This is a genomic window from Xylanivirga thermophila, from assembly GCF_004138105.1.
Lineage (GTDB): Bacteria > Bacillota > Clostridia > Caldicoprobacterales > Xylanivirgaceae > Xylanivirga > Xylanivirga thermophila.
The window spans coordinates 53,699-74,818 of record NZ_RXHQ01000005.1; the positions used below are offsets into that span (position 1 = coordinate 53,699).

Below are 21,120 nucleotides of genomic sequence, written 5' to 3' on the forward strand. Positions count from 1 at the left end.
ATCTGTAAAAGCTTTATTATTATATACAGACATAATGGAATAAACTAGTTGAGAGGATTGTTAAGATGAAGAAAACATTGGTATTAGCCGAAAAACCTTCGGTAGGTAGAGATATAGCTAGGGTTTTAAAATGTAATAAAAAGGCAAATGGATATTTAGAAGGAACTGATTATATAGTTACATGGGCTCTGGGACACCTAGTTACGCTGGCAGAGCCTGAGTATTATGATAAGAAATATAAGACGTGGAGCATGGAGGATTTGCCCATGCTGCCTGAGGAGCTTAAACTCATAGTTATAAGGCAGAGTAGTAGGCAGTATAATACGGTAAAACAGCAGATGTATAGGAAAGATGTAGGCGATATTGTAATAGCAACTGATGCAGGACGGGAAGGGGAACTAGTTGCCCGTTGGATTATAGATAAGGCGGGAGTTAGAAAGCCATTAAAACGGCTTTGGATATCTTCTGTTACCGATAAGGCCATAAGGGATGGATTTAAAAATTTAAGGGATGGGCGGGAGTATGAAAACTTGTATGCATCAGCGGAAGCACGGGCTGCTGCCGATTGGTATGTGGGCATAAATGGGACTAGAACCCTTACATGTAAATATAATGCACAGCTGTCCTGTGGCAGAGTACAAACTCCTACCCTTGCTATTATTAGAGTCAGGGAGGAAGAGATAAGGGATTTTAAACCACAAACATTCTATGGTATAACTGCAATAGCAGATAATTTAAAGCTGGTATGGCAGGATAGTAAGACTAATAACACTAGGATCTTTGATAAGGATAAATGTGATAGGATTCTTTCAAAATTGAATGGTCAGGATGCAAAGGTTATAGAGGTAAATAGAAAAAGAAAAAAATCTTATGCGCCTAGGCTCTATGATCTTACAGAACTTCAAAGGGATGCCAATAAAATATTTGGATATTCGGCAAAAGAAACATTATCCATAATGCAAAGGTTATATGAACATCACAAGATACTTACGTATCCAAGGACTGATTCTAGATATATATCATCGGACGTGGTAGATACATTGAAGGATAGGTTAAAGGCTTGCAGTGTTGGACCCTATTCAAGGTTGTCTGCAAATATTTTAAGGGGACAGATCAGGGCGAATAAATCATTTGTAGATAATAGCAAGGTATCGGATCACCATGCTATTATTCCTACGGAACAAAGGGTCACATTGAGCTCTTTAAACGATAGGGAGAGAAAAATATATGATCTAGTTGTAAAACGCTTTTTAGCAGTTTTGTATCCCCCATTTGAGTATGAACAGACTACCATAAAGGCCAAGATTGGTAGTGAAATATTTATCGCTAAGGGCAAAATAGTCTTATATCCTGGTTGGAAGGAAGTATATGATAATAATTTTGAAGATGAAGAAGGGGAAGATGATATATTAGATCAAACTCTTCCTAATATAGATAAGGGTGATGCTTTAAAGGTATTAGATATATCGCAGACTAGTGGAGAAACAAAACCTCCCGCCCCGTTTACAGAGGCAACACTATTATCTGCTATGGAGAACCCTATGAAGTATATGCAGGGAGAAAAGAAGACCCTTATAAAGATTATTGAGGAAACGGGAGGGCTTGGGACTGTAGCTACTAGGGCGGATATTATAGAAAAACTGTTTAATTCATTCCTTATAGAAAAACGGGGGAAGAGCATATATACTACTTCCAAAGGTAGACAACTCTTAGAACTGGTACCGGATGATCTAAAATCTCCAGTACTAACAGCTGAATGGGAGCAAAAGCTATCTCTTATATCAAAGGGTTTACTTAATAAGGATGATTTTATAGCTGAGATGAAGGACTATACCAAGGCTATTGTAAGGGAAATAAAAAATAGCGATAGCAAATTTAGACACGATAATATTACGGGAAATAAATGTCCAGAGTGTGGTAAATATATGTTGGAGGTTAATACCAAGAAAGGGAAAATGCTAATCTGTCAAGATAGGGAGTGTGGATATAGAAAAAGCATTTCAAGGATAACCAATGCAAGATGTCCAAATTGCCATAAGAGGATGGAACTTCGTGGTGAGGGCGATGGGCAGATTTTTGTATGCAGTTGTGGATTTAGGGAAAAGTTGTCTGTATTCAATGAAAGGCGGAAGGAAGCAAAGGATGTAGCTTCAAAGAGGGAAGTAGCAAGATATATGAAAGAACAGCGAAAAGAAGATAATGAACCTATAAATACTGCCCTTGCAGATGCACTGGCAAAACTTAAGCTTGGAAAGTAATGAGTAATAAAATCACCCTATTTTATAGATATAAAATAGGGTGATTTCTAGTATATAGAATTAAGCCTTTTCTTTTAATAGATCTCGGATTTCCATAAGTAATTTTTCTTCATTGGAAATAGCGGGAGGGGCGGGAGTAGCTTCTGCTTCCTGGTGTAGGTGCTCTTCCTTTACCCTGTTAATGGTTTTTGTTATTATGAATATTGTTAATGAAATTATTAAAAAGTCTATTATGCTTTGAATAAAGGCCCCATATTTTATAGCTGTTTCCCCAAAGTCTACCTGTAAACTAGTAAAATCTATGCCTCCAAGGAGTAATCCTAGAAGGGGCATCAGTATATCATTTACTAGAGAACTTACGATCTTGCCAAATGCACCTCCTATAATAACTCCTATTGCCAAATCCATGGCATTGCCCTTAACTGCAAATTCCTTAAACTCCCTCCACAATTTCTTCATCCTATGATATACCTTCCTTTCAATTTAAACTTTAGCAAATAATTATATAAACACTATATCATAGAATGTAACTATAAAAATTATATTTTATACATTATATAGTCCTTTATATCCTATAAAAGCGGCAGCCAGATAAGCTATAGTCTTTGGAATCATCAAAAAGCCTATTGCAGGTATATTTCTTGCAAAAAGTATTACTGGTATATAGAATGCATAGGATATAAGAATCGTGATGCCTATCCATTGGAATGTCTTATCATTTGCCTTCTTAGCGTCATGTATCAAAAGAAATGCCATACATAACCCCACTATCATGAGGGGAATATTTCTTAGTATTTCCCATGTAAAAGGGGGCTCTGCACTAGTCCATTCGTTGCCTGGTAAAAGCATTATGACTATTCTTATTGCTGATAGGCCAAATAATGCATAAATCAAACTATTATTTGGTTTATTGTATCGCCTTCGCCACATTTCTACTACGCAAGCATAAAAAATGGTTACTGTTATGGATGTTGCCAGTTTTCCATATCCAAGGAGGGCAGAATTTTGTTCCAAACCTCCATTTATATAGGCTAACACCCTAAATCCCACATGTCCTGTATCTCCTATTGCCAAAAACAAAAATGCAAGGGCAAATATACTGGCAACCTCTTTGTTGGAATTGCTCACCTTTGACTTATTAGTATACATTTTGATAACTAAGTACCATATTATTATAAGATATAAAATATTGAATGTTGTTTCCATTATAGATTTCATATTTATTGTCCTCCTTGTTTATTTATTATATCTTTTAGCAATGATAGGTTAGTGATTATATTTTCCATATCCTCAATGGTGCAATCTGCAAATAAAGAAGTAAAGTAATTGTTTATAAGTACTTTAAAACTTTCTGCTAATTCATTGCCATGCTCTGTAAGCTCTATATAAACCACTCTTTTATCTTTTTCGCCCCTTGTTCTTGTTATCATATGTTGTTTTTCCAGTCGGTCAAGAATACCAGAAACTGTAGCATTGGTAAGGTTTACTTCTGAGCTTATCTCGTTTACCTTGAGTTTTTTATGTCTATATAATAAATCCATTACGAAAACTTGGGGAACAGTAAGTTCAAGTTTACTAAACTCTTTCCCAATATTATTGTACAATGTCGTGTATATTTCTCTTATCATAAATGCAATATTTATACTTTGATCTAACATGGGATCTATACACACCTCCAATATATTAATTTTAAATATCCATAATTATTTAGCATACTAAACATTAGTGTACTAAATAATTATATCGCAATGATTTTAATTGTCAATAAGTTGTTTTATAAAATAATATTAAAAGGCTAATAGGACGTAGAATGATATATTTAGTCATTTAGATATGTATAGAGCAGCTATTATGCTTTATCAGGTATAAAGGAACTATAGAAGGGATGAAAAGCCTTTATTGTTTATGTTATAATGATTTGACGATAATATTATATTTAGGGAATGGGGGGATTTTTACGATTAAAAGACCTGTTTTATTTAGTTCATGCAGTGGTCCATATAGAAAAAGTCAAATATACTTTATATTAGATGGTATTTTGATAAACGCTGCTATAATTTTGACAACGGGTGTATTCATGTCAGGCTATATGATACATCTAGGTGCGTCTGATTTTTTAATAGGTATTATCAATAATGCACCGTCTTGGGCTCTTATTATATCGGTATTTTCTTCAGTTATCTATGAAAGAATGGAATATAGGAAAAATCTTCTCATTACTTTAGATGTAATGTCTAGAATCTTTATTTGCTCTATTGTATTTTTACCGCTTATTTTTAAAAATACAAAAATAGCAGTCATGCTTGCTGCTAGCATGGTAATTATAGGGAATATACTTTGGGGTATATATAGTACCGGGGTAACTGTGTGGATGTTTAGTTTGGTGCCTGCTAAAAAAAGGGCCAACTATATATATGCTCGTATGTTCTATTTGCGAATATCATTTACCATAACTACAATTTTGATGGGAACTTTGCTTGATAGATTTAATAAAAACTATGTAGGTTTTTTGACGGTTTTTATGGTGAGCTTGATTCTATCATTAATAGATGCCATATTATTATCCAGGACAGAGGAACCTCCGAATAGAGTAAATAAGGAGCATACTATAAAGTTTTCTCAATTTTTGTCACCATTAAAGGATGCTGAGTATAGTAAATTTTTGTTGTTTGTATTTTTATTTTTTTTAAGTCTCACAATATCCAGTTCTTTTACATCCCTATACCATATAAGATATCTTAAGCTTAGCTATAGTTTTATATCCTTTGTAAATGTACTAAACTATATAGCTATGATTGCATGCACCAAGTTTTGGGGAAGAGTGGAAGAAAAAAAAGGAATACAATTTGTATTAGGCATTACGGGTATTATTGTTTTATTTGAATTTTTTATATATAATTTTCTAACTACAAAAACTTATTTTTTATTGTTTCTATCATCTGTTATTGCGGGTATTGGCAATAGTGGATTTAATATATCAATAGTAACCTATAGATATGATTTAATTCCAGAATCTAACAAAACGCTATATGAAGGTTGGTATGGCGCAGCGCATGGTATAAGTACCATATTAGGTCCTATAATAGGTAATAAAATAATGAATAGCCTTCCTAGGATACAAAATGCAGTCTACGAGTACAGCAATTTCCAATTATTGTATCTAATATCCTTTATAATGGGCATAACAGTATTTGTATTTATGTTTTATATTCCTAAAAAGATAAATTATACATGGAATTACACCAAAAATTATAAAAAAGATTGACAAGGCTATACCATATGCTATAATAATATTGACATCATTGTCGACATAGATTTTTGTTTTAATCTTATTTCGACGCTGGTGTCAGAATAAGTGCATAATTTTTTTATTTTTACTACATAATACATATTACCTAAATTTTTGAGGGGGTTTCATAATGAAAACAGGAAAACAGTTTTTTGGCAATATGGCCATTAATGAGGGTCTTAAATATATGGAAAAAGACCCAATGAAGAATTTTCCCAAATTAGTAGATTGGGCAGGAAAGTTAGTTATACAGGAAAACCATAAACGTTCAGTAGAGGCATTTAGAGAAATCGCTGCAGATCCGGAGAATAACTGGAACAAGCTGACTCAGAGGATATTCACAGAGATTGATCCTAATGTAAGAAAGAAGTTCCTGGTTAACTATATTGTTAACTCTGGTATTATTGGTTTACCTTATGCAGCAAAGATGAAAGAAAAATATGATTGCAATGTGCCATGGGCTATTTTGATGGATCCTACTACTGCATGTAACTTAAAGTGTACAGGTTGCTGGGCTGCTGAATATGATAAAGGTGCATCAATGGACAATGATACCCTTGACAGCATAATAACACAGGGCAAAGATCTAGGTATATATATGTATATATTCTCAGGCGGTGAGCCCTTAGTACGTAAAAAGGATCTTATAAAATTGGCCGAGAAACATGACGATTGTATGTTCTTGGCATTTACCAATGCTACTTTGGTAGATGAAGAATTTGCAAAAGAATTAGCAAGGGTAGGTAACTTCTTGCTTGCCATAAGTGTAGAAGGCTTTGAGAAAGAAAATGACTTAAGACGTGGAGACGGCTGCTATCAAAAAGTTATGAAGGCTATGGATATTCTAAAGGAACATGGCTGTGGATTTGGATTTTCAGCTTGCTATCACAGCAAGAACATAGACTCAGTTGGTTCTGAAGAATACGTAGATTTTATGATTGAAAAGGGCTGTCTGTTTGGATGGTACTTTACCTATATGCCACTTGGTAAAGATGCTGTTCCTGAGTTACTTGCAAGACCAGAGCAGAGAGAATTTATGTATCATCAAATACGTAAAATGAGGAAGACAAAACCCATATTCTTAATGGATTTCTGGAATGATGGTGAGTATGTAAATGGATGTATTGCAGGCGGGCGTAACTACTTGCATATAAATTCAAATGGTGATGTTGAACCTTGTGCATTTATCCATTATTCAAATGTCAATATCAAAGAGGGAACTTTAATTGAGGCTTTACAGTCTCCTCTATTCCAACAGTATAAGGAGAGACAGCCATTTAACCAAAACCATTTGAGACCTTGTCCATTGCTTGACAATCCAAATGAGCTAAAGGAAATGGTAATAAAGTCAGGTGCTAAGTCTACCCAGTTCCTAGATGAAGAGGATGTAGTTGATTTAACCGATAAATGCCAGGATATATCAAAAGAATGGGCAGAGACAGCTGATAGATTATGGGAAGAAAGCCAAAAAGCAAAGGCTGAAAAGGAAGCACAGACTGCTAGATAAGTAAGTTTTATATGGGTGTAAGGCGTTGCTTTGCACCCATTATATATGTTATATAATATATTTTTTATTAATGGGGGGGTGCCTATTGCCTAAGATTGTAGATTATGATTTAATGAGGGAGCAAATAATAGATCAGGCTATGGTAGTGTTTGGCCAAAAAGGTTACCATTATACTAGTCTGTCAGATGTTGCATCTCAATGCGGCATGGCTAGAACGAGCTTATATCAATATTTTAAAAACAAGGATGAGATATTTGCTGAAGTAGTCAAAAAGGTTTTAGACGATATAGAAGATGAATGCAGACCTATCCTCAATCAATCGGATTTGACGGCAGTGGATAAGATAAAGACCATATTTGGGCATTTTGTCACCCAATATCAAGATGAAAAATATAAAATACGTATACTTCTGGATATTAGGGTGATCATGAAGATGAAGAAGCAAAATCGCCTAAATGGAATAGCTGATAGAATAGAAAGCTTCAGACAGCTATTTTTGCCACTTTTGAATGAGGGAATGCAAAAAAAGGAGATAAAGGATGTGGATGCAGAGAGCATGTCTTCTACATTGTATAATCTTCTTGAATCATTATGGTCAAAGGTTTCATTCTATAAAGACTCGAATTTTCAGCTATATTTAAGGAGTCTGCATATTTTAATTGATGGATTAAAAGCTTAAGATGAAAACAATCACCGTTGTTAGAGAGTTAACTCTCTAACAACGGTATTATAATAAAAAATACATTTGACAAATCTGTAATTTTAGCTTATAATAAAAAAGCTGTCTAAAGTATTTATCTGTGCACCCGTAGCTCAGTAGGATAGAGCACTGGTTTCCTAAACCAGGTGTCAGGGGTTCGAATCCCTTCGGGTGCACCATTTTATGCTTAAATTTAAATTATTTTAATTGAGGTTGTGAGAATATAGTGCTACATGAAGATTTCATGAGGCAGGCTATCTATGAAGCTCAGAAGGCTTATTCACGAGATGAGGTACCAATAGGTGCTGTGGTAGTAAAGGATGGACTGGTAATAGGTAGAGGCTATAATCTGCGAGAGAGTCATCAGGATCCTACTTTACACGCTGAAATAATTGCCATACGTGAGGCTTCTAAGAATCTTAAAAGCTGGCGACTTACTGGATGTTCTTTGTATGTTACCATTGAGCCATGTGCTATGTGTGCTGGTGCTATGATACAATCAAGGTTAGAAAATTTAATCTTTGGAGCATGGGATCCAAAAGGTGGCTGTGTTGGTAGCTTATATGATCTAGTAACGGATAATAGATTTAATCATAGGGTAGAAGTAATACAAGGTATACTTGAAGACGAATGCAGAGAGCTTATGCAAAATTTTTTTAGACAAAAGCGTTTAAGAAGAGGCTGAATTTGTTTGTTGCTAAAAAAATTGTCATATACTATAATGAGTACTATATGGAGAGTTGTCCGAGTGGTTGAAGGTGCGAAACTCGAAATTTCGTGTCGGTGATGAGCCGACCCAGGGTTCGAATCCCTGACTCTCCGCCAAATTTACAGTGAATGGAGAAAGCTTTTTAAAGACATTATACTGCCAGGTATTCTGGCAGTATAATGTCTTTCAGGAGTCTTAAGGGGATCTTAAATTCTGGTATTCCGGATGAATAGGGAGCAATATCATATAGTTCAAAATATATTATGATGCTATCATCTTTAAAATAAAAGGCTTGATCATAGTGTATACCTGTAAAACCATCTTCTCCAGTAAAAAAGCTTGTGTCCTTGCATTGAGAGATTTGCTTTTCTATTTCGTTATTTATTATTTCCTTATAGCCAATTCCATCTATAAATATACTCTTTAGTGTTATCTCTTCTCCCGTATTTAAATCAAAGTTATAGGCTGCTTTTTTGGAAACACCGTGATTTCCACCCGTATATTCATAGAATAATATTGTAATACTTATTATATTATCACTTTGAAAAGGTACTTCATAAGAAGTTACTGCTTCATAATGAATATTACTGTATATATCTTTATTTGCCTTATCCTCTATTTCTTTTTTAAAGTGCAATATATCCTTCCTTATTTTTCTGTTTAAGTTTTGTTCAATTTTTTTATTTTTTAATCCTCGTACTACGGGTATTTTTATATCTAATTCTAGATTATTGGTTTCATAGTCTATGGATTTTTCAAATATCGATGCATCGCTATTTATAATTTCGGAAGTATTGGTATAAATATGATGTATATTGTTTGCATTATATACCAATCCTGTGGATAATAAAAGTCCAACTAAAAACATAATTATATTTTTTGGCATAATACACATCTCCCTATATAATATATTTTTAGTATGCTATTTTTAGCTGTTCATATACTGTTTATATATGAGAAAAGTGGATTTTAAATAAGATTTGTTGTTTATATACATTATACTAAAAATAATATATACTAAACGTATGAATTTATTATCTAACTATTAACAATTAGTGGGGGAGGCTTTAGATGGATAAAATTGGGAAAATGTTACCTTATCTATTAATTTGCGCAATGGCTTTTTATATGTTGCCTCTGCTAGGTAAGGATACAGGGAGCTTTATGCTAATATTATTAATAGCTATACCTATTATCTGTTTTATAGTATCATTGTTTTATGGCATAAAAAATGGTTTAAATTTGATTTTTGTACTGATTGTAGGAGTTATCTTTATACCAACTATTTTTATATATTATAATAGTAGTGCTTGGATTTATACAATAGAATATGCTATTGTAGCATTGGCTGGTAATATGATTGGCGGATTTATTGTGAAACGGTCAAAAGAGAGTTAATATAAAAACAGGAGTAATTTAATCACTCCTGTTTTTATATTAGTCACATATTCTAAAATTCTTTATCTATTGTTATAATACAATTGTAGTGGGGATTGACCTTTTTTACAGCTTGACAAATATCAGTTTTAAGTTGTTCTTCCATGGCGGGAGTATTCAATTTATATGCATCTACAACAATATCAAAGATAAGATTCTTTTTGTCTCCCTTGCCAACTATTCTAAAATCATGTATGGAATTTATTAATTCATTATCTTTAATTATTTTTTCAATTTCATTTTTTGTTTCTATAATCTCTTTTGTTTCTATAGAAACGGGATCCATATGAATAACTAAATGTAATCCTAGATTTTCGCTGAGCTCCCTTTCAGCCTTATCTATTATTTCATGAATTTCAACCACATCTATATTTGCAGGGAATTCTGCATGGATAGAAGCCATGGTCCTTCCAGGACCATAATTATGAACAATTAAATCATGTACACCAGTTATATATTCATATGATAGTACACCTTCCTTAATGGATTTTATGAGTTCTTCATCTGGTGCCTCCCCAATTAATGGACTTATGGTTTCTTTTACTAGATTAAATCCTGCGTATATGATAAAAATGGCTACAAAGCCCCCGATATATCCATCAATAGGGAAATCTGTAAATGTTGATACAAATAGTGATATAGCCACTACTGAAGTAGTAAATACATCGCCTAGTGCATCGATAGCAGTAGCTTTAAGCGCAGAAGAAGAAATTATATTTCCTAATTTCTTATTGAATAGGCTGAGCCATATTTTTAAGAATATAGAAACTAGCAATAGTACAAAGGGGAGCCATTCAAAAGCCACAGGTTTAGGATTTTTAATGCGCTCGAAAGAAGTTTTTATAAATTGAAATCCTACTAGCATAACCATGAATGCAACTATTAAGGCGGAAAGATATTCTATTCTACCATGTCCATAGGGGTGCTCTTTGTCTGGCGGTCTATTTGAAAGCTTGAAGCCAACAATTGTAATAATGGAAGAGGCAGCATCGGATAGATTGTTAAATGCATCTGCCAAAACAGCTATTGAGGAAACTATGATTCCTACAGCTAATTTAACAATAAATAAAATTAAATTGATTATTATTCCAACCAGACCGGCCATATATCCTACTTTTCCCCTTGTTTCCCTATCGCTAAAATCACTATTATTCTTTGTAGACAATTTCAATATATAATCTACAAGCATACATCTAACCTCCAATATCTATATAAAAAATATATTTATCAGCATTGCCTTAAGTTTTTTTAAAGTAATGTACCACAATTATATCATGTTTTACTAATTTTTATATAGCTAAATAACTTATGGGATATAAAAATATATTGAAACGCTATAGTGCAGAAATTATGTTTATTGACAAAGCAGTATTATACATATAGCATATAAATATATAAAAATTTACAGATTATAATTACATGCAGATATATGCATTGGAGGATATAAAATGAATAAGAAGATTTCAATTTTATTATTGCTTGTTTTAATACTCTTCAATATGGTAGGTTGTATTAAAAAACAAGTAGAGGGTGAAATACAATTACAGATACCAAATGAAGAAAAACAGGAAAGTGATATGGTAGAACCAAATGTAGAGGAACGATATAAAGATAATATAAAGGAAAAAGTTGATGAAATGACCCTTGATGAGAAAATTGGTCAAATGGTTTTAGTAGGATTTGAAGGATATACAGTAAATGATGCTACTAGGCGTTTGATAGAGGACTATCATGTAGGAGGTTTTATTTTATTTGAACGGAATATAAGGGATGTAGAGCAATTGGTAGATTTATTAAATGAATTAAAAAATATCAATACTGTAAATAAGATGCCTCTATTTATATCAACCGATGAAGAGGGGGGAAGGGTAAGCAGAATGCCTAAAGAATTTAAAAAGCTCCCGCCTAACAAAACCATAGGCGATATAAATAATGGGGATTTTTCGTTTGAAATAGGCAGCATAATAGGGGAGGAACTTAAGGGATTAGGTTTAAATATGGATTTTGCGCCGGTTTTAGATATAAACAGCAATCCTAATAATCCTGTAATTGGTTCTAGGTCGTTTGGTGACAATATAGAAATAGTGACTAAATTGGGTATAAGGACCATGGAAGGGATAGCATCTGAAGGTATAATACCGGTCATAAAACATTTTCCAGGACATGGAGATACTTCAGTAGATTCCCATTTGGATCTGCCTTGTATAAATAATGATTTGGAGCGATTACAAGATCTTGAGTTTGTGCCATTTAAAGAGGCGATAGATAATGGGGCAGATGTTGTAATGGTAGCCCATATTCTATTTTCACAACTTGATGGGGAAAATCCTGCCTCTTTATCTAAAACTATAATTACAGATATCCTAAGAGATCATATGGAATTTGACGGTGTTGTTATTACTGATGATATGACTATGGGGGCTATAGTGGATAATTATGGTATGGGAGAAGCAGCTGTAAAATCCATAGTGGCAGGTACTGACATAGTATTGATTTGTCATCAGTATGAAAACCAGATATCTGCAATTAATGCTATAAAAACTGCTGTTAAAGATGGTACTATTTCTGAAGAGAGGATAGATGAAAGCGTATATAGAATATTATCTCTAAAGGATCAGTACAAACTTGATGATGGGCCTGTACAATCAATAGATGTGAAAAAAATCAACGAAAGGATAGATAATACGTTGAATAAATATATAAAATAATGCAAAAGATATGTTCATAAAATGTTTACAAACTATTCATAGGCTAGTCTAAGAATGTTGTTATTATAAACATTAGAGATAATATTTATATGAAATCTCCTCCATAATATATAGAAAAAAATGAAACCGCTCTACTTCGCTGGCGGTTTCATTTTATTTTGGCAGGTTTTATCTTCATCATAAATACCAAGTAGTCTAAAATTTGTACAATGATTTTTTATGTATTCTAAAACTTGCTGCGTTTTTTCAATAGGCATATCCGTTTTAAGATCCATATAGAACATATATGTAAATGGATAATCTACGATTGGTCTTGTACATAGCTTTATTATTCTGATATTATACCTATCTAGTATATTCATAATGTTATAGAGGGCGTTACTATCATTTGAAGGAGTTAAGATTATACTTATTTTGTCGTAATTATCTATTGGGTTAAGATCACTACTCAATACTAAAAATCTAGTAAAATTTAAAGAGTTATCATGTATATCTCTTTTTAATATTTTTAAATTATATAGTTTTGCTGCTTCCATACTACCGATGGCTGATAGTGAAGGATTATTTTGCTCCATTATAAATTTTGCACTTTTTGCGGTGTCATAATAGGGTATAATACGCCATTTGGGGTAGCATTTTAAAAATCTTTTACATTGTTTTATTGCCTGGGGATGCGAATAAACTTCTTCTATCATATCTATAGAGCTATCTTTGAGACCTAGCAAATGATGTTCTACCTGGATGTATGTTTCACCTATTATATGCAAATTATATTTATAAAGAAGATCATAAACTTCTGAGATAGGGCCGGTAGAGGAATTATCTATAGGCAATACCCCATACTGGGCTTTGCCATTTGAAATAGCGTAAAATGCATCTCCAAAAGTATCTTCAGGTAAAAGAATGACTTTGCTATGGAACACTTTATTTACAGCTTGATGGCTAAAGGAGCCTTCTATGCCTTGGAATGTGACAGTATATCTATTCATATGCATGGACAATTCCTCCTAAACTAATAAAATCATCGAAAAAATGGGGGTATGACTTTTTGACTGCTTGGCTGTTTCTTATTGTAATAGGTTGTTTACATCGTGTAGAAGCGATAGATAGTGCCATTGCAATACGGTGGTCGTTCCAACTGTCCACTTCTCCACCATCTAGATACGGACGCCCGTTTATCAACAATCCATCATCGGTTTCTTTGATGTATGCACCTATCTTTGAGAGCTCACTGCTTATTGCCTTTAACCTATTACTTTCTTTATATCTAAGTCTTTGGGCATTATAGATACGTGTCATGCCATTGCTTAATGATCCTAATACTGCAAGTATTGGTACAAGATCAGGACAATTTTTAACGTCTATATCAAGACCATTTAACATTGAAGGGGATACCGATATATATTCTTTACTATTGCTTATACTACATCCCGCTTTTTGAAGGATATCTAAAATCACCCTATCGCCTTGGGTTGATTTGATATTTAATCCGCGGCAGATTATATTATTACCTAAAGCTCCCGCCACTAGAAAAAAAGCAGCCTGAGAGAAATCCGATTCAACTATGTATTTAATAGGCTTATATGCTTGATTGCCAGGAATATAAAACCTTTTATATCCATCGTTAATAATATCTATTGAAAATGCCTTTAAAACATCTATGGTAAGATCTATATATCCCTTTGATTCTAATTCACCCGTTATATCTATGGTCGAATCTTCCCTAAGCAGTGGTAGGGCAAACATTAGTCCTGTTATGAATTGAGAGCTTATATCGCCTCTTACTTCAAAACTTCCAGGAAGTAGCTTACCCTTGATATAGAGGGGAAGATTATCTTCATCCATGTGGTATATAATATTTTGCCTATTAAATATCTCCACATATGGCTCTAGGGGTCGCTTGCTAAGTCTTCCTTTACCTGTTACCACGGCTTTTTCACCAGTAAGGAGTACAGGAGGAATTATAAATCGCATGGTTGAGCCAGATTCATTACAATCTATGATGGGATTGGTAAGGATGGGGTATCCTTTGCCTGTTATGGACAATGTATTTTCTACGGAAGTTATGGAGGCACCTAGACTTTCTATGGCATTTAGTGTGGCTAATATATCATCTGATGGTACTATGGGCTTAATATGGCTGGTACCATTAGATAGTGCAGCAGCTATAATGGCCCTATGGCATATGCTTTTTGAAGGTGGTGTATCTATAGATCCTCCTAATTTAGATGGTTTGATTTCTATATTGGACATCTTTGACTCCTTCCTTTAATATTATATGTTAAGGTAGCAGATATTTTCCTGCTTGATCGGGAGTGATAGGGTGTATAAAGGCCTTTCCCAGGCTCGATAATATTACCAGATTTAATTTTCCATCTCTATTTTTTTTATCCCTGTATACTCCGTCGAGTATTTTATCAGGAGATATAGAAGGGAGGTCTACTGGAAGATTGTATGCTTTTAATATGTTTTCTAAAGCATCGGCGGTACCTTTTTGGGTAAGCCCCATATCCTCTGTTTTTCGTGTAATGACATGCATACCAATGGATATAGCTTCACCATGGGTATAGGTATTATAATTAGTGGCATATTCTATAGCATGCCCTAGTGTATGACCGAAATTTAGTATCATTCTAAGCCCATTGTCTTTTTCATCTGCTTCTACTATTTTCTTTTTATGCAGACAGCATATATATATCCAATTATCCATATAGGATAGTTGATTATCCAAAGGGCTAGCATTTAAAATATCATATAATAGATCTTTATCGCAGATGGCTCCATATTTTATCATTTCAGACATGCCATCCTTAATAAAACGCCCATCGAGGGTTTTTAGTGTATCAGGATCTATTAAAACCAATTTGGGATGATAAAAGCTTCCTACAAGATTTTTTCCCTTGGGAAGGTTTATTGCTACTTTACCCCCTATACTGCTATCTATTTGTGCCAGCAGAGAAGTGGGAATTTGTACATATGGGATCCCTCTCATATATGTGGAAGCAGCAAAACCACCTACATCACCTACTACACCTCCTCCCATGGTTAGGAGTATATTAGATGGGGTTATGCCATAATCAAGGAGGCTGTTATATATGAATTCAAGAGTTTTTAGGGATTTACTCTGTTCACCAGGAGAAATTATTATGGGAAATACTTTAAATCCTGCATATTCCAATGATCTAGTAAGGATACCCCCATATATGTGCCAAACGTTTTTATCGGATAATACGGAAACTTCTCTGCCATTGTATATTGATTTTATATGTTTCCCAATATCCTCCATAAGGCCACGTTTAATTAATATTCTAACATCCTGGTGTTCCAAATTTTCTTCTAATGTTTTCATGAAATTTTCCTCCCCATATGAAATCATTATATTATTTTACCTTTGAGTCTTGCTAAATCCTTAAGTTCATGTACTATATTTTCAAAGCGCTCAGGTTTTAATGATTCCTCACCGTCACTTTTAGCATTTTCAGGATCATTGTGTACTTCTATCATAAGCCCATCTGCTCCCGCCGCTATTGCTGCCATTGCAAGGGGATACACCAAATCCCAACGTCCGGCTGCATGGCTGGGATCGACTATTATGGGCAGATGACTGAGTTTTTTTATTATTGGTATGGCACTTATATCAAGGGTGTTTCGGGTATACGTTTCGAATGTTCTTATACCCCTTTCGCATAGTATTACCTGTTCATTGCCTTCGGACATTATATATTCTGCTGACATAAGAAATTCGTGTATAGTGGCTGACAAGCCCCTCTTTAAAAGTACGGGCTTTTGTATTTTGCCTACTTCTTTAAGCAGTTCGTAGTTCTGCATATTTCGTGCACCTATCTGGAGTATATCAGCATATTTGGCTACCATATCCACCTGTTCCGTAGACATTACTTCAGTTACTATGGGAAGTCCCGTTTCATCTTTTGCGGTCTTTAAAAGTTTTAATCCATCTTCTCTGAGACCTTGAAATGAATATGGGGAGGTACGGGGTTTAAATGCGCCGCCGCGGAGAAAATGGGCACCAGAAGCCTTGACTGATCTTGCAATTGAGACTACCTGTTCTTCACTTTCTACAGAGCATGGACCTGCCATTAAAGTCAAATGACCTTCCCCAATATAGCGACCATCTACTTCGATTATTGTATCCTCAGGATGAAACAATTTATTAGCTAGTTTAAAGGGTTCTTGTACCCGCATAACCTTTTCCACACTTTCGTTTGCAGCTATTTGATCAATGTTTATGGCGCTGGTATCACCAATTAGTCCTAGAATGGAATAGTTTACACCCTGTACCCTGTGCACTGTGCATCCTAGTGATTCCAGCCTGTGGATCATACTGTCTATTTGTTTGCTTGTTGCTGTAGGTTTCATAACGACTACCATATATATTCCTCCCTTTCAGAATTATCATTAAATATTAAAAAAAGGACTCTTATGAGTCCTTTTGATATACCATTTATTATTTTGTTTCTATATAGGTATTTATATTAAACTCATCATGCTTTAAACAGGAATATTTTTTTGTATGACAAAGAGCCGGCGCTAAAATAAAAGCCCTGGAAGCTAAAAAAGTATACAAAATAAAAGCAAACTGCTAACAATATCCTGTTTTGCATGATATTTATTACCCTTCTTCAAAAATAACATTTATTATTATTTATTATATGGCCTTTTGGCCAAAAGTCAACATTAAAAATAGAAATATATTCATGCTTTTGCCGTGTATAAAAAATTTTATACCATTGACATGAGAATAAATTCAGCTTACAATTAAAGTGTCAAAAGGAGCTTTCCTATAAACATATTGCTATCTATACCTCGGGAGTTTTACGCAAGCTATTTATTATGCTAAGGTATGAACTTTAAATCCGATGGGGGTTGATTTCTTTCATACATACCTAACAGGGTTTCAACTTTGAATACGATTAATAACTTTGTTTTAAGATCTTTTCTTGTCAGCACCTTGTCAACACGAAAATTCCTTCTTAATATTGAGGGGGGTGATTCCAGATCATTGCGATCCTTTACCAAACCTAACGATTCTAATGTTTTTGCTTAATGGAGCTGATTTACTCCTAATACGCTTTTAGATGATAATACCTTACAGCAAAGTCCTCTTCTTTTATCATTAGAAAATGCTGTCAACAGGGCTTTTGCCTAGGATTCGTCAAAATTTATTCTCTCTTTCAGTTAGAGATAAAGTGTTGTCACCAATGATTTCCTAGTACAATTATATTTGGGGAAAGGCACCATAGATTGTTTTGAGATTCTTTTTATGTATGGATATTGGAAACATGGCGATGTTTAGTGGGTGTGGGCAAGGTTCCAAACAGGGAGTGTAATAAATTCCGTCCAGTGGCAAATACTTTTGCCGCGGGACTTTTTGAGGAGGTGCTAATATTAACTTCATATCAAAGAAAAGAAAGTTCTTTATGTTGTCCATAATAGTATTGCTACTGCTTTGTTATATTCTTATATTTTTTTTTATGCCCCATATTCAGGCATTCATGTTCAAAAGAAAATATGGTTCGCTAGAGCAATGGCATGGGAATTTGGAAAGAGAAGACTCTCTACCTACAAATAGTCTCCTACATGCTAACAATGATTTTTGGGGTAATACGTCCGCTACAAACTATAAACATAAGATAGCGACCGATGACATTGTTTTTACATCAAACGATGTAATAAAAATTGATAATAATTTATACATTATTGGCTGTTATGGTGTTACAGATTGGTGCATGATTTTAGGCTTATACAGCCGAGGTGGACGATTTCAAAAACATACGACAATCTTTCAAGATGAAGTTTATAATTGGAATTTTTTTATTCATGCCTTAGATGCAGAGGAAACTGATTACATTTTTTCAAATAGATACCAAGCAAGGTAGAGCTTACTATATACTAATTTTAGACTTAATGATTTGTACATTCTATAAATATTACTTGCTGGTAAAGGGGAAAAGTTGATTGCAGTAATGATTCTGATAGTATGAATATATAAGGGTTTGCTGCCCCCTGATGTTAGAGAAATACCAAAGATCTAATTAATTTTTTCATCGTATGTTACATATAATCCCAAATATTTTATAGAGCTTCTTCATTGACTTCGTCAATTTTTTTAATAGCCTCAATAGCCTTTTCTTTAACCTTTTTATCTGGGTCATTCTTGGCTATATATTTAAGATGCTCTTCAGCAATAACTTTTCTAAGTTCGCCTAATGATTCACAGGCGGTTCCCCTGATTTCCGGGTCCTCATCTCTCAATATAAATACCAGGGAGTTGAAACTTTTTTCATGATCTACTTTTCCCAACCCCCTTATAGCTGCAAGACGTATGTCTTTATCTGAATCGGATGCGGCCTTTATAAGTCTTTCTACCTTGCCTTTTTTAGTCCATTTATCAATCTTTTCTACAGAAACTCCAAACATGCTTATAACCCCTTTCTCTCTATTATAAATAGAGGGCAGCAAAAATTTATAAAATATTATCTTTTCTTTAATTCAATTATTAACTTTTCCAGTATATCAGCTAGAGTGTGGATCTCATCTTGCTCAAGGCAGGATAAAATCTCTTTTAATATGTCTATACGAACATTTATATTATCATTCATAACGCTAAATCCTGCTTTGGTAAGCCTCAGCATATGTATCCTTCTATCCTTTGCAGAATTTATACGCTCTATATATCCCATTTTTTCTATTTGATCTATGAATTTTGATGAAGCGGCGGGAGATATGGAGAGTCTTGTTGCAATATCACTTGTTGTATTTACCCCGCGGTTTATTTCCCTCATGACTAATAATTGAGAAAAAGTTATTCCACCTATCATTTTGTCCGATAATGCAATGGATAATTGTTTATAAAAAAGGGGAAAAAGTTGCTCAATCTGTTGCACAAAACAATCAGCAGTCATATCCATATTATAAAATCCATCTCCCTTAAAAATATTTAACTAAGTTTAATATAAACCAGGTTAACAATTTTGTCAATATATAAGAGGGTAGCGATATTCTTCTACCCTCTTACAATATATTGTAATCTATTCTTCTATTGGTTCTGATTCTACTGATTCTTCATTTGAATCATCTGCTTCTTCTTCCATATTGCCATATGTTATGACAGCTATTGGTTCTCCAGTTTCCTTTAGTATTTCAACACCTTCTGGTAGCTTAAGATCACCTATTGTAATGGTATCTCCCGCCTCTTTGTCAGCAACATCGATTTCTATCTTATCTGGTATTTGTGATGGTGTGCCGGATACTTCTATCTGGTCCATATTGATCTGCAATATGAGTTTTTTGCTATCAAGATTTTCGGTGTTATTGAAAGCTACAGGAATTTCCCAATTGATTTTTTGATCCGCTTTTACAAGCTGGATATCCATGTGGACAATACTCCCTTTCGTGGGATGCCTATCTACTGCTTTTAATACTCCTAAGCTTTCTTCATTGCCCATATGTACTTTTACCTTGGCCCGTTCTCCATGCTGATGGATGACCTTTTTAATGGGCCCTTCTTCAAATTTTACAGGCGTAGGTTTTATATCCTTTCCATAAATTATTGCTGGGATAAAACCTTCAGCTCTTGCCTTCTTAGCTTTTTCATCCCTTGGGAGTGCATTAATTGACGCTATTGCCATATAAGAAACCCTCCTTAAATTTGGTTTATATATTCCATACGCCTACAAGCTAAAAAATATGGTATATATATTTATATATATATATTATACCACATTTTTTATATATTCATAGGGTGATTAAGTAAATTTATCCAGAATGGTAAAAAATCATCGTAAAATATAAAAGTTGCATATGCTGTTAAGAAAGCACTCATCGCATAGTGGTTTAACCTTGCAGAAATCTTTTGAATGCTTGACTATAAGGGCATGATATTCATTAAAAACGTAAACATCTTTGTTTATGTTTTTTTGAAATAGGTCCTGTATATGGTCGTATTCTTTCGGCAAGCTTAGCCCCAAGCGGTTAAACATCCTTCTGGTATATGCATCAATAACAAATATAGGTTTTTCTATAGCATATAGTATTATGGAATCTGCAGTCTCCCTCCCTATACCATTTATTAGTAGCAGTTCTTGTCTGAGTCTTTGTATATCCATCTTTTTAAGTTCTTCTATGGAAAAGTTTTTATGTTTAAACCATTCTAAAAAGTTTTTTATCCTCTTTGTTTTTACATTATAGAAACCGCTGGGTTTTATAAGTTCAGCTAACTGTGCATCCTGCATATCATATATCTTTTCAGGTTCGAGGTATAGTCTTAAATTATCTATCGCCCGTTCTACATTTTGCCAGGATGTGTTTTGCGTAAGAATTGCACCTAGCATTATCTCGAATGGAGTATCACCTGGCCACCAGCTTTGGGGTCCATAGTAATTCAACAATTGATGGTATATCTGTTCTATTAAATTGTTGTCCATTATAATATCCTCCAAGCATCAATATATTAAAAACTATATATATTGTATCAAAAGGGGAAGGGCTTGGC

21 protein-coding genes and 2 tRNA genes are annotated in these 21,120 nt (G+C 34.0%); 10 read left to right on the plus strand and 13 right to left on the minus strand.

Annotated elements, in window-relative coordinates:
- Nucleotides 1–65: 65 nt before the first annotated feature.
- The gene (locus tag EJN67_RS04240; protein WP_129722891.1) at nucleotides 66–2,258 is read left to right on the plus strand and encodes a DNA topoisomerase III; all 2,193 of its coding nucleotides are present in this window, start codon (nucleotides 66–68) and stop codon (nucleotides 2,256–2,258) included.
- 60 nt (nucleotides 2,259–2,318) lie between these two features.
- Here the strand turns inward: EJN67_RS04240 and mscL are convergent, their stop codons facing one another.
- The 3 genes from mscL to EJN67_RS04255 form a co-directional block, all read right to left on the minus strand.
- On the minus strand, nucleotides 2,319–2,708 hold the full coding sequence (gene mscL / locus EJN67_RS04245; RefSeq protein WP_129723039.1) for a large conductance mechanosensitive channel protein MscL: 390 nt from the start codon (nucleotides 2,706–2,708) through the stop codon (nucleotides 2,319–2,321).
- Nucleotides 2,709–2,804: 96 nt separating this feature from the next.
- Complete coding sequence (locus tag EJN67_RS04250; protein WP_129722894.1) at nucleotides 2,805–3,476, minus strand: hypothetical protein; 672 nt, start codon at nucleotides 3,474–3,476, stop codon at nucleotides 2,805–2,807.
- 2 nt (nucleotides 3,477–3,478) lie between these two features.
- Nucleotides 3,479–3,916 (minus strand): MarR family winged helix-turn-helix transcriptional regulator, encoded by a 438-nt coding sequence (locus EJN67_RS04255; protein ID WP_129722897.1) that lies wholly within the window; start codon nucleotides 3,914–3,916, stop codon nucleotides 3,479–3,481.
- Nucleotides 3,917–4,143: 227 nt separating this feature from the next.
- Between EJN67_RS04255 and EJN67_RS04260 the strand changes: the two genes are divergently transcribed.
- From EJN67_RS04260 to EJN67_RS04285, 6 genes are all read left to right on the plus strand, one after another.
- Nucleotides 4,144–5,523: an MFS transporter gene (locus EJN67_RS04260; protein WP_129722900.1), complete on the plus strand. Its 1,380-nt coding sequence runs from the start codon at nucleotides 4,144–4,146 to the stop codon at nucleotides 5,521–5,523.
- A gap of 154 nt (nucleotides 5,524–5,677) precedes the next feature.
- Nucleotides 5,678–7,054 carry a radical SAM protein gene (locus EJN67_RS04265; protein WP_129722902.1) on the plus strand — a complete coding sequence of 459 codons (1,377 nt, stop codon included), beginning with the start codon at nucleotides 5,678–5,680 and terminating at the stop codon, nucleotides 7,052–7,054.
- Nucleotides 7,055–7,139: 85 nt separating this feature from the next.
- Nucleotides 7,140–7,733 (plus strand): TetR/AcrR family transcriptional regulator, encoded by a 594-nt coding sequence (locus EJN67_RS04270; protein WP_165000726.1) that lies wholly within the window; start codon nucleotides 7,140–7,142, stop codon nucleotides 7,731–7,733.
- A 123-nt stretch (nucleotides 7,734–7,856) separates the two neighbouring features.
- Nucleotides 7,857–7,933 (plus strand) — tRNA-Arg (locus tag EJN67_RS04275).
- 47 nt (nucleotides 7,934–7,980) lie between these two features.
- Nucleotides 7,981–8,439 carry a tRNA adenosine(34) deaminase TadA gene (gene tadA, locus EJN67_RS04280; protein WP_129722906.1) on the plus strand — a complete coding sequence of 153 codons (459 nt, stop codon included), beginning with the start codon at nucleotides 7,981–7,983 and terminating at the stop codon, nucleotides 8,437–8,439.
- A gap of 49 nt (nucleotides 8,440–8,488) precedes the next feature.
- Nucleotides 8,489–8,579: transfer RNA gene (locus tag EJN67_RS04285), tRNA-Ser, on the plus strand.
- A 35-nt stretch (nucleotides 8,580–8,614) separates the two neighbouring features.
- Here EJN67_RS04285 and EJN67_RS04290 read toward each other — a convergent pair.
- Entirely contained in the window at nucleotides 8,615–9,349 is a 735-nt protein-coding gene (locus tag EJN67_RS04290; protein ID WP_165000727.1) for a DUF3298 and DUF4163 domain-containing protein, read from the minus strand.
- Nucleotides 9,350–9,534: 185 nt separating this feature from the next.
- On the opposite strand from EJN67_RS04290, the gene EJN67_RS04295 reads away from it, so the two are divergent.
- Nucleotides 9,535–9,861: a hypothetical protein gene (locus EJN67_RS04295; RefSeq protein ID WP_129722910.1), complete on the plus strand. Its 327-nt coding sequence runs from the start codon at nucleotides 9,535–9,537 to the stop codon at nucleotides 9,859–9,861.
- A gap of 52 nt (nucleotides 9,862–9,913) precedes the next feature.
- Here the strand turns inward: EJN67_RS04295 and EJN67_RS04300 are convergent, their stop codons facing one another.
- Nucleotides 9,914–11,089, minus strand: a complete 1,176-nt coding sequence (locus EJN67_RS04300) for a cation diffusion facilitator family transporter (RefSeq protein WP_129722911.1) — start codon at nucleotides 11,087–11,089, stop codon at nucleotides 9,914–9,916.
- A gap of 259 nt (nucleotides 11,090–11,348) precedes the next feature.
- Here EJN67_RS04300 and nagZ point away from each other — a divergent pair, with 259 nt between their 5' ends.
- The gene (gene nagZ, locus EJN67_RS04305) at nucleotides 11,349–12,608 is read left to right on the plus strand and encodes a beta-N-acetylhexosaminidase (RefSeq protein ID WP_129722913.1); all 1,260 of its coding nucleotides are present in this window, start codon (nucleotides 11,349–11,351) and stop codon (nucleotides 12,606–12,608) included.
- 131 nt (nucleotides 12,609–12,739) lie between these two features.
- On the opposite strand, the gene EJN67_RS04310 is transcribed toward nagZ, so the two are convergent.
- From EJN67_RS04310 to aroF, 4 genes are read right to left on the minus strand one after another with little or no spacing between them, the layout of a single operon-like run.
- Entirely contained in the window at nucleotides 12,740–13,597 is an 858-nt protein-coding gene (locus tag EJN67_RS04310) for a prephenate dehydratase (RefSeq protein WP_165000728.1), read from the minus strand.
- Entirely contained in the window at nucleotides 13,590–14,861 is a 1,272-nt protein-coding gene (aroA, locus tag EJN67_RS04315; RefSeq protein WP_129722917.1) for a 3-phosphoshikimate 1-carboxyvinyltransferase, read from the minus strand. Before aroA ends, EJN67_RS04310 begins: the two co-directional genes overlap by 8 nt.
- A 28-nt stretch (nucleotides 14,862–14,889) precedes the next feature.
- Nucleotides 14,890–15,957, minus strand: coding sequence for a 3-dehydroquinate synthase (gene aroB / locus EJN67_RS04320; protein ID WP_129722919.1), 1,068 nt, complete (start codon nucleotides 15,955–15,957; stop codon nucleotides 14,890–14,892).
- Nucleotides 15,958–15,983: 26 nt separating this feature from the next.
- A complete protein-coding gene (gene aroF / locus EJN67_RS04325; protein ID WP_129722921.1) occupies nucleotides 15,984–16,997 on the minus strand; it encodes a 3-deoxy-7-phosphoheptulonate synthase in 1,014 nt (337 codons plus the stop codon).
- A 1,049-nt stretch (nucleotides 16,998–18,046) separates the two neighbouring features.
- Between aroF and EJN67_RS04330 the strand changes: the two genes are divergently transcribed.
- Nucleotides 18,047–18,505, plus strand: coding sequence for a hypothetical protein (locus EJN67_RS04330; protein WP_129722923.1), 459 nt, complete (start codon nucleotides 18,047–18,049; stop codon nucleotides 18,503–18,505).
- Between the two features lie 196 nt (nucleotides 18,506–18,701).
- On the opposite strand, the gene EJN67_RS04335 is transcribed toward EJN67_RS04330, so the two are convergent.
- The 4 genes from EJN67_RS04335 to EJN67_RS04350 form a co-directional block, all read right to left on the minus strand.
- On the minus strand, nucleotides 18,702–19,046 hold the full coding sequence (locus EJN67_RS04335) for a HEAT repeat domain-containing protein (RefSeq protein WP_129722925.1): 345 nt from the start codon (nucleotides 19,044–19,046) through the stop codon (nucleotides 18,702–18,704).
- 56 nt (nucleotides 19,047–19,102) lie between these two features.
- Nucleotides 19,103–19,537: a MarR family winged helix-turn-helix transcriptional regulator gene (locus tag EJN67_RS04340; RefSeq protein ID WP_129722927.1), complete on the minus strand. Its 435-nt coding sequence runs from the start codon at nucleotides 19,535–19,537 to the stop codon at nucleotides 19,103–19,105.
- A gap of 120 nt (nucleotides 19,538–19,657) precedes the next feature.
- Nucleotides 19,658–20,257 carry a 50S ribosomal protein L25 gene (locus tag EJN67_RS04345; protein WP_129722929.1) on the minus strand — a complete coding sequence of 200 codons (600 nt, stop codon included), beginning with the start codon at nucleotides 20,255–20,257 and terminating at the stop codon, nucleotides 19,658–19,660.
- Nucleotides 20,258–20,404: 147 nt separating this feature from the next.
- Nucleotides 20,405–21,052 carry an endonuclease III domain-containing protein gene (locus tag EJN67_RS04350; RefSeq protein WP_129722931.1) on the minus strand — a complete coding sequence of 216 codons (648 nt, stop codon included), beginning with the start codon at nucleotides 21,050–21,052 and terminating at the stop codon, nucleotides 20,405–20,407.
- Between the last annotated feature and the right edge of the window lie 68 nt (nucleotides 21,053–21,120).

Excerpts from the sequence above, each read along its gene's own strand:
- EJN67_RS04240 (WP_129722891.1), top strand. The coding sequence starts at position 66 with ATGAAGAAAACATTGGTATTAGCCGAAAAACCTTCGGTAGGTAGAGAT.
- EJN67_RS04250 (WP_129722894.1), bottom strand. The coding sequence starts at position 3,476 with ATGAAATCTATAATGGAAACAACATTCAATATTTTATATCTTATAATA.
- EJN67_RS04255 (WP_129722897.1), bottom strand. The coding sequence starts at position 3,916 with ATGTTAGATCAAAGTATAAATATTGCATTTATGATAAGAGAAATATAC.
- EJN67_RS04260 (WP_129722900.1), top strand. The coding sequence starts at position 4,144 with ATGAAAAGCCTTTATTGTTTATGTTATAATGATTTGACGATAATATTA.
- EJN67_RS04265 (WP_129722902.1), top strand. The coding sequence starts at position 5,678 with ATGAAAACAGGAAAACAGTTTTTTGGCAATATGGCCATTAATGAGGGT.
- EJN67_RS04290 (WP_165000727.1), bottom strand. The coding sequence starts at position 9,349 with ATGCCAAAAAATATAATTATGTTTTTAGTTGGACTTTTATTATCCACA.
- EJN67_RS04295 (WP_129722910.1), top strand. The coding sequence starts at position 9,535 with ATGGATAAAATTGGGAAAATGTTACCTTATCTATTAATTTGCGCAATG.
- EJN67_RS04300 (WP_129722911.1), bottom strand. The coding sequence starts at position 11,089 with ATGCTTGTAGATTATATATTGAAATTGTCTACAAAGAATAATAGTGAT.
- nagZ (WP_129722913.1), top strand. The coding sequence starts at position 11,349 with ATGAATAAGAAGATTTCAATTTTATTATTGCTTGTTTTAATACTCTTC.
- EJN67_RS04310 (WP_165000728.1), bottom strand. The coding sequence starts at position 13,597 with ATGAATAGATATACTGTCACATTCCAAGGCATAGAAGGCTCCTTTAGC.
- aroA (WP_129722917.1), bottom strand. The coding sequence starts at position 14,861 with ATGTCCAATATAGAAATCAAACCATCTAAATTAGGAGGATCTATAGAT.
- aroB (WP_129722919.1), bottom strand. The coding sequence starts at position 15,957 with ATGAAAACATTAGAAGAAAATTTGGAACACCAGGATGTTAGAATATTA.
- aroF (WP_129722921.1), bottom strand. The coding sequence starts at position 16,997 with ATGGTAGTCGTTATGAAACCTACAGCAACAAGCAAACAAATAGACAGT.
- EJN67_RS04330 (WP_129722923.1), top strand. The coding sequence starts at position 18,047 with ATGTTGTCCATAATAGTATTGCTACTGCTTTGTTATATTCTTATATTT.
- EJN67_RS04335 (WP_129722925.1), bottom strand. The coding sequence starts at position 19,046 with ATGTTTGGAGTTTCTGTAGAAAAGATTGATAAATGGACTAAAAAAGGC.
- EJN67_RS04340 (WP_129722927.1), bottom strand. The coding sequence starts at position 19,537 with ATGGATATGACTGCTGATTGTTTTGTGCAACAGATTGAGCAACTTTTT.
- EJN67_RS04345 (WP_129722929.1), bottom strand. The coding sequence starts at position 20,257 with ATGGCAATAGCGTCAATTAATGCACTCCCAAGGGATGAAAAAGCTAAG.
- EJN67_RS04350 (WP_129722931.1), bottom strand. The coding sequence starts at position 21,052 with ATGGACAACAATTTAATAGAACAGATATACCATCAATTGTTGAATTAC.